Annotated in this window: 23 protein-coding genes; 10 read left to right on the forward strand and 13 right to left on the reverse strand. The window is 63.3% G+C overall.

Annotated features, from left to right (window positions below):
* Positions 1 to 87 precede the first annotated feature (87 nt).
* Genes IP79_RS15430 through ruvA form a run of 3 tightly spaced genes read right to left on the reverse strand, consistent with a single transcriptional unit; the run spans position 88 to position 1,494 of the window.
* Positions 88 to 318 carry a hypothetical protein gene (locus IP79_RS15430; protein WP_156318147.1) on the reverse strand — a complete coding sequence of 77 codons (231 nt, stop codon included), beginning with the start codon at positions 316 to 318 and terminating at the stop codon, positions 88 to 90.
* Positions 319 to 327: 9 nt separating this feature from the next.
* Entirely contained in the window at positions 328 to 876 is a 549-nt protein-coding gene (locus IP79_RS06035) for a DsrE family protein (protein ID WP_054118388.1), read from the reverse strand.
* A 9-nt stretch (positions 877 to 885) separates the two neighbouring features.
* Positions 886 to 1,494 (reverse strand): Holliday junction branch migration protein RuvA, encoded by a 609-nt coding sequence (gene ruvA / locus IP79_RS06040; RefSeq protein ID WP_054118389.1) that lies wholly within the window; start codon positions 1,492 to 1,494, stop codon positions 886 to 888.
* Positions 1,495 to 1,573: 79 nt separating this feature from the next.
* Here ruvA and aroC point away from each other — a divergent pair, with 79 nt between their 5' ends.
* From aroC to katG, 5 genes are all read left to right on the forward strand, one after another.
* Positions 1,574 to 2,644, forward strand: a complete 1,071-nt coding sequence (aroC, locus tag IP79_RS06045) for a chorismate synthase (RefSeq protein WP_054118938.1) — start codon at positions 1,574 to 1,576, stop codon at positions 2,642 to 2,644.
* 138 nt (positions 2,645 to 2,782) lie between these two features.
* Positions 2,783 to 3,613, forward strand: coding sequence for an alpha/beta fold hydrolase (locus tag IP79_RS06050; RefSeq protein WP_054118390.1), 831 nt, complete (start codon positions 2,783 to 2,785; stop codon positions 3,611 to 3,613).
* A gap of 217 nt (positions 3,614 to 3,830) precedes the next feature.
* The gene (ahpC, locus tag IP79_RS06055; protein ID WP_054118391.1) at positions 3,831 to 4,397 is read left to right on the forward strand and encodes an alkyl hydroperoxide reductase subunit C; all 567 of its coding nucleotides are present in this window, start codon (positions 3,831 to 3,833) and stop codon (positions 4,395 to 4,397) included.
* A 303-nt stretch (positions 4,398 to 4,700) separates the two neighbouring features.
* Positions 4,701 to 6,290, forward strand: a complete 1,590-nt coding sequence (gene ahpF, locus IP79_RS06060; RefSeq protein WP_054118392.1) for an alkyl hydroperoxide reductase subunit F — start codon at positions 4,701 to 4,703, stop codon at positions 6,288 to 6,290.
* Between the two features lie 263 nt (positions 6,291 to 6,553).
* Positions 6,554 to 8,767, forward strand: coding sequence for a catalase/peroxidase HPI (gene katG, locus IP79_RS06065; RefSeq protein WP_054118393.1), 2,214 nt, complete (start codon positions 6,554 to 6,556; stop codon positions 8,765 to 8,767).
* A gap of 75 nt (positions 8,768 to 8,842) precedes the next feature.
* Here the strand turns inward: katG and IP79_RS06070 are convergent, their stop codons facing one another.
* Complete coding sequence (locus IP79_RS06070) at positions 8,843 to 9,682, reverse strand: LytTR family DNA-binding domain-containing protein (RefSeq protein WP_054118939.1); 840 nt, start codon at positions 9,680 to 9,682, stop codon at positions 8,843 to 8,845.
* Positions 9,683 to 9,857: 175 nt separating this feature from the next.
* Between IP79_RS06070 and IP79_RS06075 the strand changes: the two genes are divergently transcribed.
* Positions 9,858 to 10,415, forward strand: a complete 558-nt coding sequence (locus IP79_RS06075; protein WP_054118394.1) for a DUF2306 domain-containing protein — start codon at positions 9,858 to 9,860, stop codon at positions 10,413 to 10,415.
* A 111-nt stretch (positions 10,416 to 10,526) separates the two neighbouring features.
* Positions 10,527 to 11,750, forward strand: coding sequence for a GNAT family N-acetyltransferase (locus IP79_RS06080; protein ID WP_082337049.1), 1,224 nt, complete (start codon positions 10,527 to 10,529; stop codon positions 11,748 to 11,750).
* Here IP79_RS06080 and IP79_RS06085 read toward each other — a convergent pair.
* Complete coding sequence (locus IP79_RS06085; protein ID WP_233994103.1) at positions 11,747 to 13,768, reverse strand: hypothetical protein; 2,022 nt, start codon at positions 13,766 to 13,768, stop codon at positions 11,747 to 11,749. The genes IP79_RS06080 and IP79_RS06085 overlap by 4 nt on opposite strands.
* Positions 13,769 to 13,921: 153 nt before the next feature.
* On the opposite strand from IP79_RS06085, the gene IP79_RS06090 reads away from it, so the two are divergent.
* Entirely contained in the window at positions 13,922 to 16,264 is a 2,343-nt protein-coding gene (locus IP79_RS06090) for a trypsin-like serine protease (RefSeq protein WP_082337050.1), read from the forward strand.
* Positions 16,265 to 16,368: 104 nt separating this feature from the next.
* On the opposite strand, the gene IP79_RS06095 is transcribed toward IP79_RS06090, so the two are convergent.
* Entirely contained in the window at positions 16,369 to 16,605 is a 237-nt protein-coding gene (locus IP79_RS06095) for a hypothetical protein (RefSeq protein WP_156318149.1), read from the reverse strand.
* 45 nt (positions 16,606 to 16,650) lie between these two features.
* The gene (locus IP79_RS06100; protein ID WP_197273757.1) at positions 16,651 to 18,648 is read right to left on the reverse strand and encodes a TIR domain-containing protein; all 1,998 of its coding nucleotides are present in this window, start codon (positions 18,646 to 18,648) and stop codon (positions 16,651 to 16,653) included.
* A 243-nt stretch (positions 18,649 to 18,891) separates the two neighbouring features.
* On the opposite strand from IP79_RS06100, the gene IP79_RS06105 reads away from it, so the two are divergent.
* Both IP79_RS06105 and IP79_RS06110 read left to right on the forward strand, forming a co-directional pair.
* Complete coding sequence (locus IP79_RS06105) at positions 18,892 to 19,725, forward strand: SPFH domain-containing protein (RefSeq protein ID WP_420705624.1); 834 nt, start codon at positions 18,892 to 18,894, stop codon at positions 19,723 to 19,725.
* 7 nt (positions 19,726 to 19,732) lie between these two features.
* Positions 19,733 to 19,978, forward strand: coding sequence for an Arc family DNA-binding protein (locus IP79_RS06110; protein WP_054118400.1), 246 nt, complete (start codon positions 19,733 to 19,735; stop codon positions 19,976 to 19,978).
* Here IP79_RS06110 and IP79_RS06115 read toward each other — a convergent pair.
* From IP79_RS06115 to tssE, 6 genes are all read right to left on the reverse strand, one after another.
* On the reverse strand, positions 19,975 to 20,211 hold the full coding sequence (locus IP79_RS06115; RefSeq protein ID WP_054118401.1) for a hypothetical protein: 237 nt from the start codon (positions 20,209 to 20,211) through the stop codon (positions 19,975 to 19,977). The genes IP79_RS06110 and IP79_RS06115 overlap by 4 nt on opposite strands.
* Positions 20,212 to 20,346: 135 nt before the next feature.
* A complete protein-coding gene (locus IP79_RS06120; RefSeq protein WP_054118402.1) occupies positions 20,347 to 20,751 on the reverse strand; it encodes a hypothetical protein in 405 nt (134 codons plus the stop codon).
* An 83-nt stretch (positions 20,752 to 20,834) separates the two neighbouring features.
* Positions 20,835 to 23,495 carry a type VI secretion system ATPase TssH gene (gene tssH, locus IP79_RS06125; protein WP_054118403.1) on the reverse strand — a complete coding sequence of 887 codons (2,661 nt, stop codon included), beginning with the start codon at positions 23,493 to 23,495 and terminating at the stop codon, positions 20,835 to 20,837.
* The gene (tssG, locus tag IP79_RS06130; protein ID WP_054118404.1) at positions 23,492 to 24,535 is read right to left on the reverse strand and encodes a type VI secretion system baseplate subunit TssG; all 1,044 of its coding nucleotides are present in this window, start codon (positions 24,533 to 24,535) and stop codon (positions 23,492 to 23,494) included. The genes tssH and tssG overlap by 4 nt, the downstream gene beginning before the upstream one ends.
* Complete coding sequence (tssF, locus tag IP79_RS06135; RefSeq protein ID WP_054118405.1) at positions 24,499 to 26,355, reverse strand: type VI secretion system baseplate subunit TssF; 1,857 nt, start codon at positions 26,353 to 26,355, stop codon at positions 24,499 to 24,501. Before tssF ends, tssG begins: the two co-directional genes overlap by 37 nt.
* The gene (gene tssE, locus IP79_RS06140; RefSeq protein ID WP_054118406.1) at positions 26,355 to 26,885 is read right to left on the reverse strand and encodes a type VI secretion system baseplate subunit TssE; all 531 of its coding nucleotides are present in this window, start codon (positions 26,883 to 26,885) and stop codon (positions 26,355 to 26,357) included. The genes tssF and tssE overlap by 1 nt, the downstream gene beginning before the upstream one ends.
* Position 26,886: the final 1 nt, after the last annotated feature.

Below are 26,886 nucleotides of genomic sequence, written 5' to 3' on the forward strand. Positions count from 1 at the left end.
TCCTGCCCGACGAATTCGGCCAATCGGCGCGGGCGCAGGGCCGCGTCCGGATCACCCGGCTGGCGGGCGGGGGTGTGGAGGGGGGTGTCAGTCAAACTCGCGTTCTCTCTTTGGTGCTGGCTCACAAAACGCGCTGATGAGTGCTCCGCCAATCCAGTCCCCGCCCTTGGCTTCACAAGCCTCCACTCGATCGCGGAAAGCATCAAAACGCCATAGCGCACCGGCTGCGGCGATCAGAACAAGCAGGCAAAGCCCTCCCCACACCTTAATAGCAGGGTTGAGTTTCGTATTGCCCTTGATGCCCCTCACAAAAATCATCTCACGGTCTCAAAACGGGTTCACCGTAAAGCCATTCGCCTGCAACAGCGCGTGCGCGGTCATGGCGGAAAGCGACATTTCGACGCCGGGGATCAGGTCTTCGGGCGCGATGCCGTAAGCCGCCGCGCTCTGGCCGCACAGGATAAATCGCACGTCCGCCTCCAGCAGCGCCTCGACCAGTTTGCCTGAAGGGTTATCGCCCTGACGCGAAAGCGGGTTGGCGGCGTGTGCGGCGTTGGTCAGCAGTTCCAGCGAGGCCTTGCCGTGGACGACCACCACCAACCGGATGTTCTCCGGCGGTACCCCGTTTGCCACATGCATATTGAGGAACCGCGCCGCGCTGTCGAAACCGCGATTGGTCGACCCCTCTGCGGCGGGCGTTGCCACATCGAAGGCGATCGCGAACTGGCTGTCGGCGGGCAGTTGCGTCATCCCCGGCACCGGAGCGTGTGCACCGAATTCGGTCAGCACCGGGCCGGGTTTGAACACGCTCATATCCTGCGCGGCAAGCGGTGCGGCGGTGAGCGCCAGAACCAATGTCAGAGCAATACGCATCATGTCGTCCTCCTAAGATGCCGCCTTCTTCAGCGCCACGCGGATCAGGTCGCCCTCGCTCGCACCCTCGCCCAGTTCCTCCAGCGCCCGCGCCACGGCCTGCGCGGCCACGGCAGGCTTGAAGCCGAGGTTCTCCAGCGCGCTCGCCGCATCCGCGCCCTTGCTGCCCGCAGGGGCCGCCGCAACGCCAGCCGCAAAGCCGCCGGAGCCGCCCGGCATTCCGCCCGCCTTGTCCTTCAACTCGTTGACGATCCGCCCTGCCAGCTTCGGGCCGACGCCCTGCGCGCGGGCGACCATCGCGGCATCGCTTTTGCCGCAGGCGTCGCGCAACTCTCCGGTCGAGAGCGCCGAGAGGATCGCCAGCGCGACCTTGCTGCCCACGCCCTGCACGCCGGTCAACAGCCGGAACCAGTCGCGCTCGCCGCTGTCGGCAAAGCCCAGCAGGCGCATGTCGTTCTCGCTCACCTGCAATTGCGTGTGGACGGTGCAGCCCTCTCCGACCTCGCCCAGCGCGGCGAGCGTGCGGCTGGAGCAATGGACAAGGTAGCCCACCCCGCCCACGTCAACCACGGCCCAATCCTCGCCGGTCGCATCAAGCCTGCCTGAGAGTTTCGCGATCATGGTTTGTTCTTGGCCCAAGCCGAAAACGGCGTCCAGCCTTTATGGACAGATGCCCACACTTGCGCCAGATGGCGAAACCATGAGCTGGAACACCTTCGGGCGCGTGCTGCGCTTTACCACTTGGGGCGAAAGTCATGGGCCCGCGCTTGGCGCGGTGGTTGACGGGTGCCCGCCGGGCCTCGCGATCAGCGAAGCGTTCATCCAGCCCTTCATGGATGCAAGAAAGCCCGGCACCAGCCGCTTTACAACGCAGCGGCGCGAGGATGATCTGGTGCGCATCCTGTCCGGCGCCTTCGAGGGCAAGACAACCGGCACGCCGATCAGCCTGATGATCGAGAACACCGATCAGCGGTCGAAAGATTATTCCGACATCGCCCAGCAATACCGCCCGGGCCATGCCGACTACGCCTATGATGCCAAATACGGCATCCGCGACTATCGCGGCGGCGGGCGGTCATCCGCACGCGAAACGGCGGCGCGGGTGGCAGCAGGCGCGGTGGCGCGGCTGGTGATCCCCGAAGTCAGTATCACGGCCTATGTGTGCGAGTTGGGCGGCGATCAGATTGACCCGGCGCGGATCGACTATGCCGAAATCGCGAACAACCCGTTCTTCTGCCCCGATCCCGAAGCTGCCAAGCGCTGGGAAGCCAAGGTCGATGAAGCGAGGCTGGCCGGATCATCGTTGGGCGCGGTGGTGGAATGTGTTGCAACCGGCGTCCCGGCAGGCTGGGGCGCACCGATCTATGCCAAGCTCGACAGCGATCTGGCCGCAGCGATGATGACGATCAACGCGGTCAAGGGCGTGGAAATCGGTGACGGTTTCGCCGCTGCGCGCCTGACCGGCGAGCAGAACGCCGACCGGATGCGGCCCGGCTCTGACGGCAAGCCAGAATATGCCAGCAACCATGCGGGCGGCACCGCGGGTGGCATTTCGACCGGACAGCCGGTGGTGTGCCGGGTGGCGTTCAAACCGACCTCGTCGATCCTGACCCCGGTGGAATCGATCAACGCGGCGGGCGAGGCGGTCGAGGTGGTCACCAAGGGCCGCCACGACCCATGCGTCGGCATCCGCGGCACCCCGGTGGTCGAGGCAATGATGGCGCTGGTGCTGGCCGATCACAAACTGCTGCACCGCGGACAAATAGCGTAAGCGGTAGTACGGCAAGAAAGCGGGCAGTGCGTGCAATAACGCCTTGGCCCGTTGCAGCGCTGCGCCAATCCGACGGAACATCACGCCTCCTTGTGACCTTTCCCCATGAAAGTTTTTTACAAGCAAGGAGTTTGCCGCATGCCGCAATTCAAAACCCGTGATGATACCGCGATCCGTTTCAAGGAATTGGGCGAAGGCCGCCCGGTCATTCTGATCCACGGTTGGCCCCTGTCGGCCGACAGCTGGGACCCGGTGATGATGCATCTGGCCGAAAACGGCATGCGCGCCATCGCCTATGACCGGCGCGGATTCGGCGCGTCGGATCACGCGCCCGGCGGGTATGATTACGACACCTTCAGCGACGACCTGGCCGATCTGATCGCGCATCTCGGGCTGACCGACAACATTGCGCTTGCCGGCTTCTCGATGGGGGGCGGGGAAATCGCTCGCTACATGAGCCGCCATGGCGGCAAGGGCGTCACGGCCGCCGCACTGGTCAGTTCGGTCGTTCCCTACATGCTCAAGACCGATGACAATCCCGATGGCCTGCCCGACGCGACTTTCCAAGAGATGACGCAGGGCATGAAGGACGATTTCCGCGCGTTCTTCACCGGCTTCTTCAAGGATTTCTACGGTGTCGGCGGCCCGGGTACGCAGGTCAGCGACGAAGAACGGCACTGGGCATGGCTGACCACGATGAAGGCATCGCAATATGCCACGCTGCAATCAGCCGCGGCGTTTGCCTACACCGATTTCCGCCCCGATCTGCCGCACTTCAAGGTTCCCACGCTGGTCATCCACGGCACCAACGATCAAACCGTTCCTATTGATGCAACGGGCCGTGCAGCAGCGCAGCATATCGAAGGCGCGACACTGATCGAATATGCCGATGAACCCCATGCGGTGTTCGCCACCGTCACCGATCGCCTCAAGACCGATCTGGCCGAGTTCTTCGCTGCCAATATCTGACACCAATCAATGTCCCTGCGGCGGCCCCTATGACGGGCCGCCGCAGCAGGACCGGACCCGATCATGTTTCGATAAAAGCGATCGGTTCCCGCGCCACAGATTGAAAAAAGCGATCTTCGCAATCGCAACAATCAACTTTTGTGCAGCGCAAAACACCTTATCTGGGCATCACAAGCTTCAACCAAACCTCTCAACCCCATCAAAAGGACAAACTCCCATGGGTATCATCGGTTCGACCATCCAGCCCTTCACCGCCACCGCTTTCCAGGCTGGCAAGGACTTCTTCGACGTCACCAACGAAGACCTCGCAGGCAAGTGGTCGGTGTTCTTCTTCTATCCGGCCGACTGGACCTTCGTTTGCCCGACCGAGTTGGAAGACATGGGCGAAAAGTACAGCCAGCTGCAGGCCATGGGCGTTGAAGTCTATGCCGTCAGCACCGACACGCATTTCAGCCACAAGGCCTGGCATGACAATTCGGACAAGATCAGCAAGCTGACCTTCCCGTTCCTGGGTGACCAGAATCACGTATTGTCGAATCAGTTCGGCGTGCTGCGTCAGGATTCGGGCCTTGCCGATCGTGCGACCTTCGTGGTCGATCCGGACGGCGTGATCCAGATCATGGAAATCACCTGCGAAGGCGTGGGCCGCAATGCCAACGAACTGACCCGCAAGATCAAGGCCGCCCAATATGTGCGCGCCAACCCCGGTCAGGTCTGCCCGGCAGCGTGGGAAGAAGGCAGCGACACGCTGGCCCCTTCGCTCGATCTCGTCGGCAAGATTTAAGCCGACCACCGAACCGGCCAGCGCGGGGCTTCTCCCCCCTCCCCCTCGGCACCGCGCTGGCCGTAAAATCCCGAGAGCCTGAGCCCTCGGGTCGTAGCCGGGACCGGATGTGCCCGCCCCTCCCCTTTGGGCAGGGCCACCGGTCCCGCGTTACCCAACCAAACGCCCCTTCCTCGTCATTGCGAGGAGCCGGAGGCGACGCGGCAATCCATGGCCTCACGTTACTGCCGCTGGAACGATCATTCCATGGATTGCCACGTCGCCCCTTGTGGGGCTCCTCGCAATGACGAAGGACACACTGCCATGCTCGACGCCGCCATGCAGGCCCAGCTCAAAACCTACCTCGGCAACTTGCGCGAGGGCATCGAACTTGTCGCCAGCATCGATGACAGCGAAAAGTCGCGTCAGACCCGCCAGCTGATCGAACAGATCGCCGCGCAGCACGATCTTGTCACCGCCCGGTTTGACGGGACGGATGATCGCAAGCCCAGCTTCATCATCCGCCGCGCTTCGGACGCAACGAAGTGGGTGCGCTTTGCCGGCCTGCCGATGGGCCACGAATTCACGTCGCTGGTGCTCGCGTTGCTGTGGGCCGGCGGCCACCCGCCCAAGGTTGACGCCGACCTGATCGAACAGGTGCGCGCGCTGGAAGGCGACTTCCATTTCGAGATGTTCTTCTCGCTGAGCTGCCACAACTGCCCCGATGTGGTGCAGGCGTTGACGCTGATGGCGCTGGAAAACCCGCGCATCACGGCAACACTGATCGAAGGCGGCACCTTTCAGAGTGAAGTCGAAGCACGCGACATCATGGCTGTGCCTGCGACCTTCCTCAACGGTGAGCCGTTCTACAACGGCAAGATGGAACTGGCCGAAATCCTGTCGAAGCTGGATGTGAACGCTGATGCGCGTGCAGCCGAAAAGCTGGCCGCCAAGGCTCCGTTCGAGGTGCTGGTGATCGGTGGCGGCCCCGCTGGTGCATCGGCGGCGGTCTATACCGCGCGCAAGGGTTTCCGCACCGGCATCGCGGCAGAACGCTTTGGCGGGCAGTTGATGGATACACTCGGTATCGAAAACCTGCCGGGCACCCCCTACACCGAAGGCCCTAAGCTGACGGAAAGCCTGAAGAGCCACGTTGGCGAATACGAAATCGATCTGATGGATCTCGCCCGCACGGTGGAACTGAAGCCAGCCAAGGACGTGGGCGGCTATCACGAGGTCGTGATGGCCAATGGCGCCGCCTTGCGCGCACGTTCGCTGGTGCTCTCCACCGGCGCGCGCTGGCGCAACCTCGGCGTGCCGGGCGAGGCCGAGTATCGCAACAAGGGCGTGGCCTATTGCCCGCACTGCGATGGGCCGCTGTTCAAGGGCAAGCGGATCGCAGTCATCGGCGGCGGCAATTCCGGCGTCGAAGCAGCGATCGATCTTGCCGGGATCGTCGGCCACGTGACGCTGATCGAATTCGACACCAAGCTGCGGGCTGACGAAGTGCTGCAACGCAAGCTGCGCTCCATGCCCAACGTGGAGATCATCACCAATGGCCAGACCACCGAAGTGCTGGGTGACGGCACCCGCGTGAACGGCCTTGTCGTGAAAGACCGTGCGAGCGGCGATGAACGGCAAATCGTGCTGGAAGGCGTGTTCGTGCAGATCGGCCTTGTTCCCAACACCGAATGGTTGCGCGAAACCGGCCTTGAACTCAGCAAGCACGGTGAAATCGTGATCGATGATCACGGCGCAACCAACCTGCCGGGTATCTACGCGGCGGGCGATTGCACCACCGTGCCGCACAAGCAGATCGTTGTCGCGATGGGCGAAGGCGCAAAGGCGGGCCTTGGCGCGTTCGACTTCCTGATCCGCAACGAGACGGTGGCGGAAGTGGCGCAGGCTGCGTAAGCTACGTGCCCACCCCTAACCCCTCCCGCAGGCGGGAGGGGGACTGGTTGCGCTGATAATCCCCTCCCGCCTGCGGGAGGGGTTGGGGGTGGGCACGAAAGGCCCGCCCTTTCTTTTGCCGTCTATGCTCACTAATCGCCTCAATCAATCAAACCCTCCGCATTAATCGATTGGACGCTCCATCCCGAAAGCGTCATTCTCTCTCCATAGACCACGCTCTCGGGGCGAGTCTGACGCAATCAAAACGCGAGGAGAGAACGATCATGGATGCAAAAACTGGCGAGATGAGCGGTTGCCCGTTCCACGGCAGCCAAGAGATGCGCAGCCTGCTGGGCCGCACCAACCGCGATTGGTGGCCCGAGGCGATGCAGCTCGATATCCTGACCGAAGGCGGCAAGAGCGCCAATCCCTACGGCGAAGATTTCGACTATGCCGAGGCCTTCAACGCGCTGGATTACAACGCCCTCAAGGCCGATCTGACCGCGCTGATGACCGACAGCCAGCCGTGGTGGCCGGCCGATTACGGGCATTACGGCCCGTTCTTCATCCGCATGGCCTGGCACGCGGCCGGCACCTATCGCACCGGCGACGGGCGCGGTGGTGCGAGCTCCGGTCAGCAGCGGTTCGCGCCGCTCAACTCCTGGCCCGACAACGGCAACCTCGACAAGGCACGCCGCCTGCTGTGGCCGATCAAGCAGAAATACGGCAAGAACATCAGCTGGGCCGACCTGTTCATCCTGACCGGCAATGTCGCCATTGAAAGCATGGGCGGCCCGGTGTTCGGCTTCGGCGGCGGCCGTGCCGATGTGTTCGAGCCCGAAAGCGTCTATTGGGGTACCGAAGAACAGTGGGTCAACGAAGGCGTGGCCACCCGCATCCAGCCCAAGGAAGGCATGGCGCTCGACAACCCGCTCGCCGCGATCCAGATGGGCCTGATCTACGTCAATCCCGAAGGGCCGGGCGGCGATCCGCACGATCCCGAAGGCATGGCCCGCGACATGCGCGAAACCTTCGCCCGCATGGCGATGAACGACGAGGAGACCGTGGCGCTCACCGCTGGCGGACACGCCTTCGGCAAATGCCACGGCGCGCACCCGGCCGACACCTTCGGCGGAGCGCCGGAAAGCGAAGACCTGCACCTGATGGGCTTCGGCTGGCTCAATGACGAAGCTGAAATCGCTGCGGGCAACATTACCACCTCCGGCATCGAAGGCGCGTGGACACCCAATCCGACCGCTTGGGGCAATGACTACTTCCGGCTGCTGTTCAAATATGAATTCGAACTGGTGAAGTCGCCCGCCGGGGCGCATCAATGGACGCCGATCAACCCCGATCCCGAAGACATGGCCCCGGACGCGCGCGATCCGTCGAAGAAGGTGCCGACCATCATGACCACCGCCGACATGGCGCTGAAGCGCGATCCGGAATATCGCAAGATTTCCGAGAAGTTCCTGAACGATCAGTCCGCGCTCGACGATGCCTTTGCCCGCGCATGGTTCAAACTGTGCCACCGCGATATGGGGCCGAAGGTGCGTTACATGGGCCCCGAAGTGCCGGAAGAAACGCTGATCTGGATGGATCCCGTTCCGGCTGGCACCACGCCTTCGGATGCGGAAATCGCGCGGTTCAAGGACGCGATCCTTGGCAGCGGGCTTTCGGTGCGCGAACTGGTCAAGGCGGCGTGGGCTTCGGCCTCCACCTATCGCAATTCCGACCATCGCGGCGGCGCCAATGGCGCACGCATCCGGCTAGAGCCGCAGCGCGGCTGGGCGGTCAATGATCCGGAAGAACTGGGCAAGGTGCTGGACACCATCGAAGCGCACCGTGGTTCGCTGAGCATGGCCGATGCGATAGTGCTGGCAGGCTCGGCAGCCGTCGAGAAGGCCGCGAAGGATGCCGGGTTCGATGTGACCGTGCCGTTCATGGGCGGTCGCGGCGATGCGACCGACGAACACACCGATGCCGAAAGCTTCGAGCCGCTGGAGCCGTTTGCCGATGGCTTCCGCAACTACCTGAAGACCAAGGCAAGCGTGAAGACCGAGGACATGTTGATCGACCGGGCGCATCTGCTCGGCCTGTCGATCCCGGAACTGACCGTGCTGGTTGGCGGGATGCGGGCGCTGGGTGCGGTGAGCGATCACGCCCATCACGGCCACCGCATCGGCGTGCTCACCGAAACGCCGGGCAAGCTGACGCCGGACTTCTTCCGCAACCTCTTGGACATGAACACCAAGTGGGCGCCCGTGGATGAAAGTGGTGACGAGGAATATGTCGGCACCGACCGCAAGACCGGCGAGGAGCGCTGGCGCGCGACCCGCACCGATCTGGTGTTCGGATCAAACTCGCAATTGCGCGCCCAGGCGGAAGTCTATGCCGAAGCCGGAAACGAGGGCAAGTTCGTGTGCGACTTCATCTCGGCCTGGAACAAGGTGATGAATGCCGATCGTTTCGACGTGAGCTACGCCAAGTATCACTGAGCGTATCACTGAGACGACTGGTACGATGTCAAAGGGCCTCCGGTAGCAATACCGGGGGCCCTTTTTTATGCCCCTTCACAACCAGCGCACATCGCGCAGATCGGCCACCTTGGCGCGGGCGACCGGAGCCTCGATCCCGCGCGGCAGTTTCAGGCGGATATTGCGCCCGTCGCGCAGCACATCTTCCACCGCGCCGCGCGCTACCCACCAACTGCGGTGCACCTGCATGCCTTCAAGCTCGCCCAGCAGCGCAATCCCGTCACGCAACCGCATCAGCACCAATGCCGATCCCAGCGCGGTGTGAACGCGCAGGTAGTGGTCTTCCATCTCCAGCGCGATGATATCGCTGCCAAGGTCAGCCGGAAGCTGGTCGAACAGCGGGTTGGGCGGTGGAACCGGCGGCACAGGGGCCGGGGCAAACACCGGAGAAAGCATTGGCGCAGGCATCGGGCCCGGGGCGGCCATCGGCGGCGGGGCGCCGGCGGGGGCGATTTCCCCCGGCTTGGCCAGATTGAAGAATGCGGTCACCGCGCCGCCGATCACCAATACCGAAAAATAGGTCGCCATCGCCGATTCAAGGCCGGGCCATGAAGGGGCATTCGGCAGGCTGCCGATCGTAATGATCGCAGCCGACATCGGAAAAGTCGCAATCAGACAGGTGCCGATCAGCAGCGCCCAGCGCGGCAGATCGAGCGTGCGGTGCGCCCATGTCGCCAGCGGGTCCATCGGGCGGTAAAAGACATAGCCGAGCAAGGCAAAGCCGGTCCAGCTGGCAACCCGCACAGGCAAGGGCGCGGCGCTGCTGCCGAACGGCCCGATCACCCCCAGAAACACGCCGATCGCCACCATGACCGCCAGATCGATCACGATCCGGCGCACAAGATTGCGGCGCGGGAGACCCGAAGGGCTGTTCATGTGCCCTTGGTGCCTGCCCGTTCGCGCTTCGTAAAGTGGCAAACCACCGATCTTGCGGCGGTTTCGCGCCATTTCGCGCAAACCCGGCCCCATCGGCGCAAGCGCGATTGCGCGCCAACGGGGCGGCGGCATCCTGATCCCAGCAAGCAACAACCTGCCAAGACGGAGACCTGCCATGACCGCCTTCACTCTGACCCCCGCGCCCTCAACCACCGCCCGCCGCATCATCGGCAAGCCCGCTGCCAGCTTCGATATCGGCCCGGTGGCCCGCACGGCTGTCAGCCTCGCCTGCTTCACCATGAGCTTTGCCGTGCTGCTCGCGCTGGGCAAGGCGGCGTTGGGGATGGTCGAGAACCTGCACCACTACAACAAGCTGCCGGTCATCATCCATGTCGCCGCCGTGCTGCCCACCATCCCGCTGGGCGGGTGGCTGCTGCTGGCGAAGAAAGGCACCACGCTGCACAAGCAGCTCGGCAAGCTGTGGCTGGTGCTGATGCTGATCACCGCGACATCGGCGATCTTCATCCAGTCATCGGGCGGTTATAGCTGGATCCACCTGTTCGTTCCGATCACCTTCCATGCGGCGTGGAAGGTGGTGGCGACGGCCCGGCGCGGGGATATTCAAGCGCACAAGCGGCATCTGGTGTTCACCTATCTGACCGCGCTGATGCTGCCGGGCGTTGCCGCCTTCATGGTGCCGGGCCGCCTGATGAACGTGATGCTGCTGGGCTGAAGCCGCCCATCATATTACCATCACCCTGCTGCAACATATTAACGGCCTCTTTACCGGAATCACGTAAACCCCTCATATCGAACAGGGATTTTACTTGGCAGGGCCGCAATCATGTCACTGATGGACCCCGGTTCGGTGCGCAAATTTACGGCAACACCACCGCGCGCGCCGAACCGGCTGTCATACCCGCTGATCGACCGCTGGTCGGCTGCGCTGAACACTTCGTTCGCTGCTGCGCTGGCCAAGGTCGAACTGCGCCGTCCTGCGGGCCTGCCGCAGCACGAACGCAAACGCTGGGCCGAACTGGCTGCGCGGGCCACACCGGGAAATATCTTTGCGCAAGACTGGTTCATGGAACCAGCGCTGCGCCATTGTGGCCGCGAATGGTCGTTACGGCTGGCGGTTGTGCGGCAGGCGTCTGGCGAATGGCTTGGCGCGCTGCCTCTGGTGATGAGGCCGGCGATCGGGCGGGTGCCTGTGCCCGCACTGCACGGTTGGCACGCCGCCGATCAGTTTCTGGGTACGCCGCTGGTGTTGCCGGGCGCAGAAAAGGCTTTCTGGCAGGCACTGTTGGCGCGGCTCGATCGCAAGCCAGGTGTGGCATTGGGGCTGTGCTGCGGACCGATGCCGGTAAACGACCCGGTGACGCTGGCATTGGCCAGCCTGTGCGCCGAGCAGGGCCGTATCATGCATGTGAGCGACAGCTTCACACGGCCCGCGCGCCTCGCTTCAAGCCAACCCGATCCTCTGGCCATGGGCAAGCTCGACACGCGGCTCGATGCGCTGGAGGCGCGGCTGGCAAGCGATCTTGGCCCGGTGCGGCTGGTGCTGCACGACAGCGGCGAGAGTTGCGATCCGTGGGTGGCGGCCTTCCTCGCGCTGGAACGTGCGGGGTGGAAGGATCAGGCCGGCAGCGCATTGGCCTGGGACAGTGCCAACAGCGCGCTGTTCCGCGAAGTCATCCGCCACGGCCACAGTAGCGGCACAGTGCGGCTTGCCAGCCTGACTGCGGGCGAGACAATCGTGGCGATGACCAGCTGGTTCGTCACTGGCGGCCATGCCTATGGCTACAAGCTGGCGTTTGACGAGGCATACCGCAGCGCCGCGCCCGGACAATTGCTGATGCGCCATGTGGCACGCACTCTCGACGGGGAGCCGCCGGTGCTGTTCGACACCTGCACCGCCCGCGATGCGCCCGCCGATCCGCTATGGCCCGATCGCCGTGCGTTCGGGACATTTGCGGTTGCTATCGGCAGCCCGGCGCGGCGGCGGCTGTTCGATGGGTTGATGCGCGCAAAGATCGGGGCGACCGGAAAGCCCGAGCAGATGGCTTAGGCCGGCAGCGCCAGATGCTTGGCACCGAACACCGATTGCCAGCTGGCAATTTCCTCGACCACCGCATCATCCAGCGCGTGCACCAGATCGGCGGCGGCGGCATAGGTCAGCGCGGCTTCGTCACCCGATAACAGCAGCGTGACCCGCGCCTCGATCTCGCCAAGCCGCTCTGCCGCCACCCGCGAAATCGCGCCGAAACGTTCGAAATCCCCGAAATAGCGTAGGCCTGCAAGGTTCGCGCCGAGTGTGGGGAAGGCCACGCCGAGGAAAGTGAACAGCGGCGACAGGTCGGCGGCCAACTGCTTGGGCACCACCCCTGCGATCCCCCCGCCCTTCAGCAGCAGATAGCCAACCACCGAAACCACAGCGAGAACGAAACAGGTCTCCGCCGTCTTGTCGAGCCGGTGGTGCACCTTCTCCAGCCGGTGGGCTTTGGCTTCGTGATAGGTGCGTTGGGCGGTGAGGTGTGGCAGCGCCAGCCCGGCCAGCCCGGCGCGCAGATAGTCCCGCGTCACGCGCACCTGCGGCAATCCGGCTTCGCGCAGCGCGTGACGCACGAAATGTTCGGGCCACTCGGCATTGCCCTCGCCCCCGCCTTCCCGCGCCCAGCGACCGGTGGGGCGGGCCACGCCGAGCAGCAGCAGCGCAGGCGCATGGCGCATATATTCCGCCACCCGCCGCAGTTCGAACCAGCGCCGGTGCCAGCCGAGCCGCGATCCCGCCGCCGTCAGCCCCAGAATGCCCGCCAGCAGCAGCAGTTCAACCGCGGCAAAGGCCCACTTGTATTCGCCAAGGCCGGTGGGGAGGAACGCGATCCCGATGATCACCGCCAGCGTCGCCAGCACGAAATTGACCCCCATGCCGCTGCGATAGGCATCGGCAAGGCGGCTGGCGATGCCATCGGCCCAGGCGAACAGCGGCAGCACTCCGTTGGCGAGATGCGCCGCCATCGCCGCATCGCCGCCCGGCATGGTCTGCGCAGCGGTGACGACAGGCGCGCCGCTGCCTTGCGCAATGGCATCGGGCGCTTCGTAATCGACCCGCAACGAACCGAAGATCGCACCGCCGCCGCCGAACACCCGTTCGATCCGGCGATACAGCCCGAACCACCGGCTGCTGCGCCCGCGCCACACCTCGCGCGTCAGCTGATCGGCGCTCCACCCGTCCACCGCCATGGCAGCGCCGATGATCGCTTCGAGCCGGGCGACATCATGCGCGCCTTCAGCGGGCGCTGGCTGGGCCAGTTCTTCGGGCCGGGTAACGATGCGCCATGCCCCCGACGCTGCCGGGTCGATCAGCAGCACCGGCGTGCCCATCGTCAGCGCAGTCACAATCGTGTGCCCCGTTCCACCCGGCAGATTGGCGACCTTCCCGTCCCACACTGCGATCACCAGATCGGTGCGTTCGATCATCACGCGGCCTGCCAGCGCGACATTGTCCGATACCAGCGCATCAAACGCCCGCGCCGCGCCGCGATCATCGGGATCGGCGAGACTGGCAAGCCACAGCGCCTCCACCTCGGCATCGCGGTCTGCCAGTTCGAACAATTGCGCGCGCGCCGTGATTGCCCGGATGGCCGCAGCCTTCGCCTCCACCGCAGGATCGGCAGACGGCCTGCCCGCCAGCATCGCAGCGGCATCGGCAGCGCTGGCCGGATGGGCATTGATCGCGCTGTTCAGCACCGCGCCGAACGGCAAGGGCACCGCCAGTTCCCACCCGCATTCCAGCGCCAGCCGCGCTGCCACCTGATCGGTTCCGTCCACCATCAGGCTGTGCAACCGCACCGCGCCCTGCGCACCGGGCAGCACGGCGACCATCGCTTCGATGCGGGCAAACAGTTCGGCCAGCGACGCCGCAATCGCATCGCCGTGCGCGCAGAACGAATCATTGGATGCGCGGTGCCCGGTAATGCCCAGCGCAAGATGCGGCTGCCAGCTATCGCGGATTTGCGTACCGATCTGCGCCGCCCCGGTTTCCAGCCCAGTTTCCGGCCCAGTTTCCGGCCCAGTTTCCGGCATCGCCCCGTCACCCCCTCGCCCGCGCAACGTCGCAGGCCTGTGATTGCTTAAGCCCTTGTGCTTGCCCGTTACAAGAGGGATGCGATCCGGTTTGCCGGTTTGACGGGTATTGGCGTCAGGTGCATAACGGGCGTCTCTGGGGGGAGGGTTGCGATGGCTATCCGGCTTCTATCACTGTTGGCGCTGCTGATTGCCTTGGCAAGTCCGGCCACGCCCGCGTGGGCAAATCCGGTGCCCGCCGATCTGCCGGTACCGCGCGTTTATCCAACAAAAGGCATCCCGCGTGCCGATCCTGCTAAACCCGCCGAACAGCGTGCCCGGGAAGAGGCGCAGGCCGATACCTACGAAATCGCCTGCACAGGACGAGCAGGGGCCGGAACTAGGGCAGATAGATGGGCGGCCTGCGCCGATCTTGGCCGCGCCTACTACCTCGGTGAAGGTCGGCCGCAAAACCGTCCGGTGGCCGAATTGCTGTTTCGCCGTGCTTGCGATGGTGGCAGCGGCGCCGGATGTTTCGACCTGGGAACAGTGCTTGAGGAAACAGAAAGCGATGATGACAAGCTCCTCGCCAACCTGTTTTACGCCCGTGCCTGCACGCTGGGAATGTTGAATGGCTGCGATGCAGAAGCTGACGCTTTGGCGTTCGGCACCTTTGCCGAACCTGACCTGCAAGCCGCCGATGCCCTGCGCCGCGCCACCTGCGAACGCGGCGGGCAGGCCGCGTGCCGCACGCTGGCAGCATTGTTGATCGGGCCGGACAGCTCACGCGCTCAACAGGACGAAGGCCGCGCTTTGCTGGACCGGCAGTGCCGCGCGGGCGATATGAAGGCCTGCGAGGATGCCGCAGCCCACTGGTACCGGCTGATCGAATATGACTCTGCCGCGCGGTTTGCAGAGTATCAGCAACTCGCCTGCGCGGCTGGCAGCGCCCAATCATGCGATGAACGCGGACGCGCCGTGCTGAACGATGCCTATTTGCGTGATGAGCCGGTGCGCGCGGCCGCGCTGCAATATTTCGATCGCGCCTGCATGCTGGATGAATACTCCTGTTCGCCCGCCGCCCATATCCGCGCCGAGCCGCTGCTTACCGTCCAATGTGATAGCGGGGATCAGACATCGTGCCTCACCTTAGGGCAAATGCTGGCAGATGCTGCCAGCCCTGTTGCCGATAAAATGCGCGCTCTGGCGGTGCTCGGCGCGGGATGTGATGCCGGTGCAACCAAAGCCTGCTGGCCTGCTGCCAGACTGCTGATTGACCAATCACGCGCAAATATCGCGTCCGATCCGGCCCGCCTGCAATTCTATCTCGATCGCAGCTGCGCCTCTGGTGAACGAGCCGTCTGCGAAACTCTTGCCGATCTGCTGGCCAAGGGCGACCTGTTGCAACAGGACGAAGCCGCGGCTGCCACCCTGTATCTCGATATTTGCGAAAACGCGGTCTTCTCTGGCAAGGCCTGCGATTTTCTCAAAGATTACGGGGCGCGTAATGCAGCTGCCCCGCTGGTGCTGGCCAAGGCCAATTTCGGCCCTGACCTTACACCTGAGGAAGTGGAGCAAGAGGCGGAACGGGAGCGCCAGCTGGCAGAACAGCGGAAGAAGGAAATCCAGGAAGATTACAAACGCGCCTGCACCACCACCACCGTGGTGTTCGAAGGGCAGAGCTACAGCGACACATTGTGCGTGCCCGTTGTCCGCGTGATCAGAGGCTTTACCGTGACTCGCGGCGAAGCCCCGTGGCAGGCGCTGCTATGGCGCCCCCCCGTGCTGGGGCAGGAAACCTATGTTCCGGCACAGCGGGTTTTGTGCGGGGGCACCGTAATCAGCGAAGGCTGGATCCTCACCGCTGCGCACTGTCTGACCGATCAGGATTTTTCCATCGACAAGGCCGGGCACCGGGTGCGGCTGGGTCTCAGCAATCCGCTGACGGATGAAGGCTTCAGCTATCCGATCCTGCGGGCGATCCCGCATCCCGATTATGATCGCGAGGTGCTGGCCTTCGATATTGCGCTCGTCCAGTTCGACACACGGCGGGGCACGCGCGGGCGCAAGGCAACGCCCCCGGCGCGCGTGCGGCTGGATCCCCTGCCGCTTGAACAGCGCAAGCTGGAAGCGCTTGAACCGGTGATGACCTATGGCTGGGGCGTGACCAAGGTGGGCACGGGATTGATACCCGATCACCTGCGCGGTGCGCGGTTGCGGCTGCGCGACAGGACATCCTGCACCAACCAGACCAAACTCAGGGACAGCAAGCGGCGCGATTCGGTGGTGTGCGCCGATCAAAGCAGGGCCGAAGATGGCGGACAAGCCTGCGACGGCGACAGCGGCGGCCCGCTGATCAGCTTTGGCGATGTCGACAAGGTACCAACCGTGATCGGCGTGGTCAGCGGCGGCAAAGATTGCGGCACAGCCGACAAACCAAGCCGCTATATCCGCGTTGCCCACCCGAAGGTCAGGCAATGGCTGGCACAATATCTGCCCATTTCCAGGATGCGCTAGGCTGCGGCTTGGTCGCTCCAGGTGTCGTCTAGACCCCCTCTAGACCCCGCCTTGCCTTCGCCCCGTGCAATGTTTCACGTGAAACATTGCACGGGAAGGTAGGCCTATTCAGCCGCCGGAGCAGCCCCGGCCTCGGTCATCGGCGCTTCAGCAGGGCGGATCGGATTGCTGGTCGGATCAATATCCGCGGCGGCGGCAGCGGCTTCGTCGACCGGTTCTGCGGCAGGTGCCATCATTTCGGTTTCAGCCGGTGCAGCCGGTTCTTCCGCGGTCTTGCCTTCACACGCAGCCAGTGCCAGCGCGCCACCTGCAACCGCTACGAAAGTCAGTATCTTTCTCATGTTCATTACCCCCTTTGATCACCCCACATCGGGCACGTTTTGGTATCATGACCCAAGGCGCGAAAGCAAATCCCTGAATTCCGCCTCGCCGCGCAAGGGATCAAGCAGCGGATCATTGGGTGCAAACAGCATCCCAGGATCACGCGCCACGTAAGCCTGTTCGAGCCGCGTCAAGGCCTGCGCTGCCGCACCGCGCTGCGCCAAAATCTGCGCCTGTTGGTACCGACTGACATCGCCATATTCACGCATCACCGCATCGAAGGCAGTCTGTGACGCTGCGACATCACCTTGTTTTGCCGCCGCAATGGCGGTGGCTGTCAGCCTGAAGATCGGCACCGGTTCCTTCGCCGCAGCAGCCAGTGCGCCCGCCGCATCACCCTGCATCAATCGCGCATTGGCGATGCCGAAATGCGCGCTGGAAATGCCGGGATTGAGCTGCAAAGCGCGTTCCATCCGGGTGATGACCAGCGGATAATCGCGGGCGAACAACGCAATGAACCCTGCCGCCAGAAACGCCCGTGCATTGAGAGGATCCAGTTCCAGCACCCGCGCGATCATCCGCGCGGCAAGCGCCTGATCCGTGCCGTAAGAATGGAACAATGCCACCCCGCGCAAGGCATCGGCGTCGCCCGGCGCAAGCTGTTCTGCCGCGCGGTAATGCTCCGCCGCGGCGGCGCGCTGCAACTGTCCGTTGTTCAAGGCAAATCCCAGGGCAAGGTGGCCGCGCGCCAGCTTCGGCTCGATCGCGATGGCCCGCTCTGCCGCAGTGATGGCCTGCGCATAAAGCCGCCGCGTCTCGTCGGCTTGGCTGGCGGCATTGGCGATAGCGGCCAGCATGGTCGATCGCATCGCGTGGGCCGCAGCATAGGCCGGGTCTTCCGCAATTGCCCCATCAAACTGTGCCAGCGCCGCCCGGTCTGTCTCCTGCCCGGTCGACAGGTCGTAGAGCGCAAACCCGCGCAGATATGCTTCATAGGCGATGACCGAACGGGTGCCCCCGACATCCTCCTGCGCGGCGACAGCGCTTTTCGCTTCCTGATCGGTCGCGATTTCGGCGACCAGAGAAAGCGCAACCTTTTCCGATATTTCAGATTGTACTGCGAAGATATCTTCCAGGCCCCGGTCATAGGTTTCGCCCCAGCGAACCACCCCGCCATCAATCGCCACCAGTTGTGCCGCGATCCTCAGGCGGGTGGCATCGCGCTGCACGCTGCCGCGCAGGATGTGGCCCACGCCCAGTTTGCGGCCGATGGCGAATTCATCCTCACCCTCGATCGCGCTGGACGAGGTCGGGGCCGATACCCTGAGCCGCGGATTGCGCGCGAGGACGGAGCGTAACTCATTGGAAAGCCCTTGGGAAAACCACTCTTTCTCAGGGTCGCCGGTGAGGTTGGCAAACGGCAGAACGACCATCGAGATCGCCCGTTCCCCCGCACCGCCCAGCAAGCCGGACTTCCATACACCCAGCACACCGGCACCGCCCGCCAGCGCCGCACCGCCCAGCATCAAGGTGCGGCGCGACAGTGCAAATCCGCCAGCGGGCGCGGGTCTGGAGGCAGGCAAGACAGGGTCAAGCGCGGGCAAGACAGGGTCTAACCCACCCTGCGCCCCGCCTGCCTTGGCCCGCACTGCAACCACGATCCGGGCGGCTTCGGGTGCGTCAGCCTTGCCATTCCAGCTGCTGATATCAAGCAGTTGGAACTGCCGGAAGCCCAGCGGCGCCATTGTGCCGTCAATCGACAGCGGGACAAGGCACCCGCGTTCCCGCCCGCGCTGCGCTTCGTCGCGCACCCAGTGCGAATCCACCGATGTCGCCGACCACAGCACAACCACCGCCGCCGCCCCTTCCAGCGCGGCCTCGGTAGTCCTGAGGTAATTCTCCCCGCCTTCCAGCCGCCCGTCCCACCACACATCGAAGCCCGCCCCTTCGAGCAAATCGATCACCGGACGGGCATGGGGCAGATCGACACGGGAATAGCTGAGGAACAGCACCGCTCGCCTTGGCACCGGTGGCGGCGATGGCGCATCATTGCCAGTCTGCACTGCTTCAGCCCCCCTTCGCCGCTGCATGACAACACATGCTACAGCCAAACGGGGCGGCACGCCAAGCGGCGATCCACATTGCCCGTTCCAGCCGGCAACCAAATCTGCTTGACGGCCATGCGATCTGATATAAATATGATATCATAATTATATCGCCAATGGAGATTCGTCATGTTCACTTCTGTTACCCCCGGGCTCAACCGCAGCCATGAAACCCCGGCCAGCACCCAAAGCGGATATATCATGCTGCTTGTCAGCCTTGTGCTGGTGGTGGCTGCGGTGTGGCTGTTCATCCGGGCGGTTGCGCCCGATCCGCAAGTCGATGGGCTGATGATGATCGGGGCGATCATCAGCGGCCTGATCGGCCTGTTCATCCTCACCGGTTTTTACATGATCAACCCGAACGAAGCCGCCGCGATCCAGCTGTTCGGCGCATACAAAGGCACCGATCGCAACGAAGGCCTGCGCTGGGTGCTGCCGTGGCTCGCCCGCAAGAAGATCGCGGTGCGCGCCAACAACGTCATCAGCGAGAAGATCAAGGTTAACGATGCACGCGGCAATCCGATCGAAATGGCCGCGCAGGTGGTGTGGCGGGTGACCGACACTGCGCAGGCATTGTTCGATGTCGATGATTATCGCGAATTCGTGACCGCCCAGATGGAAGCCGCCGTGCGCGCCATCGGATCGCGTTACCCCTATGATGATATCGAACATCTCGAAATCACCCTGCGCGGCAATCACGAGGAAGTCGGCGTGGAACTGCGCGCCGCCCTGATCGAGCGGCTTGCGGTTGCCGGCATCACGGTGGACGAATGCGGCCTGACCCACCTGGCCTACGCCCCGGAAATCGCTAGCGCGATGCTGCGCCGCCAGCAAGCCGAAGCCGTGATCGCAGCCCGCGCCAAGCTGGTGGAAGGCGCGGTTTCAATGGTTGAAATGGCATTGAACCAGCTGAGCGAGAAGGGCGTTGTCGAGCTGGATGATGAACGCCGCGCCGCAATGGTATCCAACCTGATGGTGGTGCTGTGCGCCGAACAGGAAGCCCATCCCGTGATCAATGCAGGGTCACTTTATTGAGGTCGTGATGCCTGCCAAGAAAGCCTTTGCCCTGCGCCTCGATCCGGCGCTTCACGATGCGGTGCAGCGGATGGCAGATGCCGAACTGCGCAGCGTCAACGCCGAGATCGAGGTGCTGCTGCGCGAAGCGCTGGCGCGGCGCGGGGTGAAGGTTGCGATCAGCAAGGGCCCGAAACGCGGACGGCCTGCGGGGGCGGCATCCGATGACACCGAGCAGGGCGGGCATGAGCGCGGTGCGGGTTCCAGAGCCTAGCTGATCCGTAAATCTTTGCCTGTCTGGAACTTGATCTGCTGGCGTAGCGGTTGCAACTCGCGCCGCATGAAGCCTATAGAATCCTCCGGTGACTTGTCGGCACGGTCAGCGCAATCGTTCAGCATTTCGATGAACTTTTGCTTCTGTGGCGAACTGACGGGCAAATATTCATCGATAAGTTGCTGGATGCTCTGGCAAAAATTACCGATTCGCTTGTCCAAATAGTCAGCCATACTTCCTCCTTTTAAAATCCGATTCGAAAATTCATTTTAATGAATTCAACGGTTATGAAATTGTGAAAAGTCAACTACTATCCTAATTTAGTACTTGAGCGCGACATACTCCATATGTCTCGATAGATTGAGCCACTACGCCGCTAATAATCCAATCCTGTCGAGGCAGCCGCCACTGTCAAACCAGTCGTAGCTGCAAGGCTTATAATTGCGATCGCACATTGATGCCTGGTACTCATTCCACCCAGAATCATCAATTTTTTGAACTTTTACCATCGCGCCAACATCTAGTACCTTCGAAGGATTGACATTTTTCAAAACGACGAAAGCGATATTGGACAGGCTTACGCTACTGAATGTGTTGAAGATCTTTAACTCCTTTGATGGAACCCTAGTCTCGACGATTTTCAGTAAATCAATACCTTTCTGTGCGAAAATGACTTCAAGTGGCTTTCCCTTTTGCGCCGCCTCTGATGCCATATCGAGGCTTGCGCTGAATATCCCCGTCAAACCGGCAATGATCGCCGTGTTTTTCGCCATTTCCTAGACTTCAGGGTTTTGCGATTGTTTAAGCAAAGCGGCAGTCTCCGTCGAACACATCGCGACCATAAATCCTTCCCCCCTCACCCGAAATCGTAAACAAACCCGCTCTCGCCCGCCTTTACTTCGATGCTGGTCACCGCCGCGCCGTCCATCTGCTTTTCCAGCAGTTGCACCGACATTTCGGGCAGCATCGTGTTGGTCAGGATATTGTCGATCATGCGCCCACCCGAATCTCCGTCGGTGCAGCGCGCCACGATGAATTCGATCACATCATCGCCGTAAGTGAAGGCGATCTTGTGGTTGCCCTGGATGCGCTTCTTGATCCGGTCGAGCTGGATGCGCACGATCCCGCCGAGCATTTCCTTGCTGAGCGGCACGTAAGCCAGCTGCACCGTGCGCCCGATCAGTGCGGGCGGGAAGACCTTGAGCAGTTCAGGCCGCAGCGCGGTGGCCATGGCTTCGGGCGGCGGGGTCAGTTCGGGATCGGACGTCATGTCCATGATCAGATCGGTGCCGCAATTGCTGGTCAGCAGGATCAGGGTGTTCTTGAAATCGATGTACCGGCCCTCGGCATCGTTCATGAAGCCCTTGTCGAACACCTGGAAGAACATCTCGTGCACGTCGGGGTGGGCCTTTTCCACCTCATCCAGCAGCACCACCGAATAGGGCCGCCGCCGCACCGCTTCGGTCAGCACGCCGCCTTGGCCGTAACCCACGTAACCGGCAGGCGCGCCCTTGAGCGTGGAGACGGTATGCGCTTCCTGAAACTCGCTCATGTTGATGGTGATCATCGATTCCTCGCCTGCAAACAGCAGCTCGGAAAGCACCACCGCGGTCTCGGTCTTGCCGACGCCCGATGGGCCGCACAGCATGAACACGCCGACCGGCTTGTTGGGATTGTCCAGTTTCGCGCGGCTGGTCTGGATACGCTTGGCAATCGCGTCCATCGCGTGATCCTGCCCGATGACGCGGGCCTTCATGCGTTCGGCCAGATCGAGCGTCGACTTGATCTCGTCCTTGACCATGCGGCCCACGGGGATGCCCGTCCAATCGGCGACGACTGCCGATACGGCATCGCTATCCACCACGCCGAACACCATCGGATCATCGCCCTGCGCGGCGTGAAGTGCATCGAGCGCCTCTTTCAGCGCGGCCATCGCAGCGGTTTCATCGCCAGCAGGCTCCGCGCCTTCTTCCACCGGGGCGCGGGCAGCGGTCAGCGCATCGCGGGCTTCGACCACCTTGGCGAGCGCGGCTTTTTCGCCCTCCCACTTGGCCATCGCCTCATCGAGCGCCACCTTGGCGTCCTCGATTTCGGCGGTGATCTTTTCGTGGCGATCATCGTCGCGGTATTGCGCGCCGCGTTCCCGCTCGACCACTTCCTTTTCGACTTCGAGCAGTTCGAGCTTGCGCTTGCGATCCTCGACCCGGGCAGGGGTGCCATGCTGCGAGACCGCAACGCGTGCGGCGGCGGTATCGAGCAGGCTTACCGCCTTGTCGGGCAACTGGCGGGCAGGCACGTAACGCTGCGACAGGGTGACAGCGGCATCAACCGCTTCATCCAACACCACGGTCTTGTGGTGGTTCTCCATCATCGGCGCGATCGAACGGATCATCAGGATCGCCTTTTCGCGGTCAGGCTCGGCGATATCGACTGTCTGGAACCGGCGGGTCAGCGCGGGGTCTTTCTCGAAATACTGGCGGTATTCGGCATAGGTTGTCGCGCCGATGGTGCGCAGATTGCCGCGGGCGAGCGCGGGCTTGAGCAGGTTGGCCGCATCGCCCGTGCCCGCCGCGCCGCCTGCGCCCACCAGCGTGTGGATCTCGTCAATGAACAGGATAATCGGGGTGGCAGAACCCTCGACCTCGTCGATCACCGCGCGCAGGCGCTTTTCGAACTCGCCCTTCACGCTCGCGCCCGCCTGCATCATCCCGATGTCGAGCGTGCGCAGGGTGACGCCTTGCAGTGACGGCGGCACATCGCCTTCGGCCAGCCGTTTGGCGAAGCCCTCGACCACCGCGGTCTTGCCGACGCCTGCCTCACCCACCAGAATCGGGTTGTTCTGGCGGCGGCGCAGCAGGATATCGACCAACTGACGAACCTCGGCATCGCGGCCGATGATCGTTTCGATCTTGCCGTCCTTTGCCTGCTGCGTCAGGTCGATGGAGTACTGCGCCAGCGCGCTGCCTTCACCTGTCGCCCCGCCCGCACCGGCCCCGCCGCCTGCATCGGAAGTGGCAGTCGCGCCTGCCACCTGTGTGGTCTCGGTCGATCCGCGCATCACGTTCTCGAAATCGCTCGCAAGGCGGTTCGCGTCGATCTTGCGGAATTCGAGGCTGATGTTCTGCAAGGCATTGCGCAGGGTGTTGGTCTTCAGCATCCCGTAAATCAGATGCCCGCTGCGCACCTTGGCCGCGCCGAATTGCAGCGAGGCGTAGAGCCAGCCCTTCTCGATCGCCTCTTCGATCTGCGGCGAGAAATCCGAAATCGCGCTCGCCCCGCGCGGCAAGGCATCAAGCGCCGCCACCGTATCGCGTGCCAATTGCGTATCATCGATGTTGAACGCCCGGCGGATCGCTGCGACATCGTTCTGGGCATCCTGCAGCAGGATATGCACCCAGTGCACCAGCTCCACATAGGGATTGCCGCGCATCTTGCAGAAGCCGGTGGCGCTTTCGATCGCTTTCAGTCCGGTCGGGTTGAGACGCCCGAACAGGGCGGAACGGCTGATTTCGGTCATGTCACTTGTCCCCCAAGACGCGCGCCCTGCTGCAATCTGGCAGAGGAGCGGCGCAAATGTACATCGCTGCGAATATCATCATTGGCCGGCTTGCCGATCCATGAAGACCAGCCCAGTCGCGCCCCATCGCCCAGCCGCGCTGGCCGCACTTCGGCCTGTGGCAGGCACAATGTCATGCCCCATTCGAGATGCGACGGCGCAAGCGCATCAAGCGCCTCTGCCGCCAGCGGAAACTGATCACCGCCGGGCAGCAACCGCCGGAATTGCTGATGGGTCTGCGCGGCGATCTTCACCTCGAACCGGTCTGCCACCAAATAGACCTGCCGCCCCAGCATCGCATCGCCCAGGCGGTGGTGGCACACCCCCAGCCGGGTCTGATCCTCTGGCGCGATATCGCGCATCACCGGCACGAATTCGCGCACTGTCACCGACAGGCCAAGCAGGTGCTGCAATCCCCCCGCAATCGCCCCGGCACTGCGGCGGGATGCAAACAGCGCGGCGTAATGCAGGCGGGCATTGGCCGAGAACGCCGATTGTTCGGTCGCGCCTTCGCGCGCGCCGGTTAACGCACCGATGAAATCGGCGAAATGATCATCCTCCACCCGGTCAGCCTGCACCGCGGGCTGCGACACGGCCCAGGCGCGGTAGAACAGTTGCAGGAAGCGCCCGGCCAGCAGATCGAGGAAATCGCCGAACGGATAGGTCTTGGCGTATTTGCGTTCATAGGCCGCAAATTCTGTCAGGTGCAGCGGCAGCGGTGACATCGGCCCGGTCAGGCCAAGCCAGTAGCCCGAAGCCTCCGCCCGCCCGCCCTCTATATCCACACGTTCAAGAGTAGCGGCAGGAAAGCGGGTGTGCGGCACCTGCCGCAAACGGACGATATCCTGCGAAGGCAGGCGGCTTTGCCCGACCGAAGGCTTGCCCAATGCCCGTGCCGCCAACCCGCGCACCAGCGCAAACAGGCTGAAGCGTTGCGGCGCGGCGGCCGCGCGCTCGGCGAAGGTCAGATAGGCTCGCGCGTCCCGATCCTCGGTGGCCATTTGGCGACCTCCCCCTGCGTTTTGCTGTGAAAATGGGTTTCGGTGAAGGAATTGACCGTCACAAACCCGCTCAGGAACCGTTCGATCACCGCGCTGAACAGGAAAATGCGCGATTGATCGAAGGCGGCATCATCCAGCTCGATATCGATCCGAAGCCCGCGCGCCAGCGCCATACGCCCCAGCCCCGGCACACGCCGGGTCACATGTTCGCCCTTCACCGCGACGATCCCGTCGATCTGCGAACGCATCACCGGATCATCGGCGCGGCCATACAGCGCAAGGTGATTGCGCAGCATCCCCCCATCACTGCTGCCTTCACCGATCAGCGTGGCGTAATTGGGGGTCAGATGTCCGATCACCCGCCATGCCGCATCGCCCAGCCCCAGCGGCGGCAGCGGGCGGGTGGGCGAACGCACAATCTTGATCGCCCGTGCGGCCACACTGGAAGCAGTCAGATGGAAATCGCCCGACACTTTCAGGTCGACCGGCAGTTCGCGGTTGGTCACCAGCGCGCGCAGGGCCAGATCATGCACGCTTTCAAGGCGGCCCGGATCACCCGGACTGGTCAGCGATATGAACATATCGGTGCCGATATAATCCTCGCGCCCGCGCATCCGGCGCTCCTTGCGCGACATCTGCCGCAGCCGCAGCCGCGAGGTATAGAACAGCGCCGAACGGTAATCATACAGCAGCGAGCCATAGGAATAGAGCGGCGCAACCTCGCGCGGGTTCTGGTTCTCGCGATCGAACGCCTCGACCTTGAGCAGCCGGAACACCTCGAAATCGAGTGGCCCGTCACGGTCTGCCAACACCTGGAATTCATGTTCCGCTTCGTTGAAGGGGATACGGCTCAGCGGCTTTTCGAACAGGTTAATCGCGGGGGTGGCAAACAGGCGCAGGTTGGCGGTCCCCACCGATTGCACCAGCGCATCGGATGATCGGCCAAACAGAATGGTGATCTCCACCGCCTTTTTCGACAGCGCCAGCGCCTTGCGCAGCGACCGCAGCTTCACGAAACGAAAGCGTTCGGGGCAGGCGAAATATTCGGTCAGCAGCCGGTAAGCCGATAGCGTACGCCCGTCATCCGGCAGCAGCGCGCAATCCTCGCCGAACCCGTGCTGCACCGGTGTGTCCAGCAGAACATGAGCCGCCCCTGCCACATCGAGCGGGCGGGCGACCACAGCAATCGCATCGCCGATCAGCTGCCGGTAAAGCTCGTTTGCGACGCCTTCGCCGCCATCGAGATAGATCGGCAATTCATCCGCAGCGATGGTGGACAGGTCGATCCCGTCCTGCGCCTCCAGCCGGATCGTCAGCGCCGCCTGCGCGCGCACGCCCGCCAGATCGGCATAACGCGCCGCACCCGCCCGGCTGCCGACATATTCTGCCGATCCGATCCTGAGCGGCCACAGCGTGACATCCTGCCCGCTTTCAAAAATCACCGGCGTGCGCGACTTGCCCTGCGGTTCGGCCGAAAACTGCGTGCGGCGCGGGATGTGATGCCCGCGGGCAAGGCCGGGATCACCCACCACCGGATCAATGCTGACAATGCACATCGAGGGCGTGGGTGCGAGGTAGTGCGGCTGCACCGCCTGCAGCAGATGCTGGGTGAATTCGGGAAACTGGTCGTCCAGCTTCAGCTGCACCCGGCTCGACAGGAAAGCCACGCCTTCCAGCAGCCGTTCGACATAGGGATCACGCTCGCCGCCAGTCAGGCCCAGCCGGGTCGCCACGGTTTCATGCTTGGCGGCAAATTCGAGCGACTGGACCCGCAGATATTCCAGTTCGGCCTCGTAATATTCGACCAGCCGGGGATCCATCACTCGCTCACTTCAACGGTCATGGTTTCCACATCGACATCGGTCTTCAGCCGCACCGGCAAGGCCTGCGGGCCGCCGGTAATCTCGCCTTCGATCACGAAACCGACCTTGCCCGATCCATCCACCCGCCCGCGCGGTTCCACCCGCAGGCTGGCCGGATTGATGCGCGGTTCGAAACGCAGGATTGCACGGCGGATCTCGCGCGCCTGTTCGCGCGCAGCGTCCCGCCCAAGCGAACGCCCGGCAAAATCGCGCACCCCGAAATTGAGCACCGAATCGCGCACCTGTGGATGGCGCGACAAGTCCTGCGTCGATTCGAACGAAATTGTATTCAGCAGCCATGCCAGGTCGCGCATGACCGAAGCCCGCAGCGATTTTTCGGTAAAGCGCTCAAGGTTGGCGACCGCGAAATTGCGGAAGTCCTCGCGCCCCACGGTGGGCATGTCGGCATCGGCAGACAGACCGCCGAAATCATTGCCCGAAGCCAGCTTGTCAAACAAAGTGGGGGTAAGACGAACCTTGACCGACATC

Source organism: Porphyrobacter sp. AAP60 (genome assembly GCF_001296025.1).
GTDB lineage: Bacteria > Pseudomonadota > Alphaproteobacteria > Sphingomonadales > Sphingomonadaceae > Erythrobacter.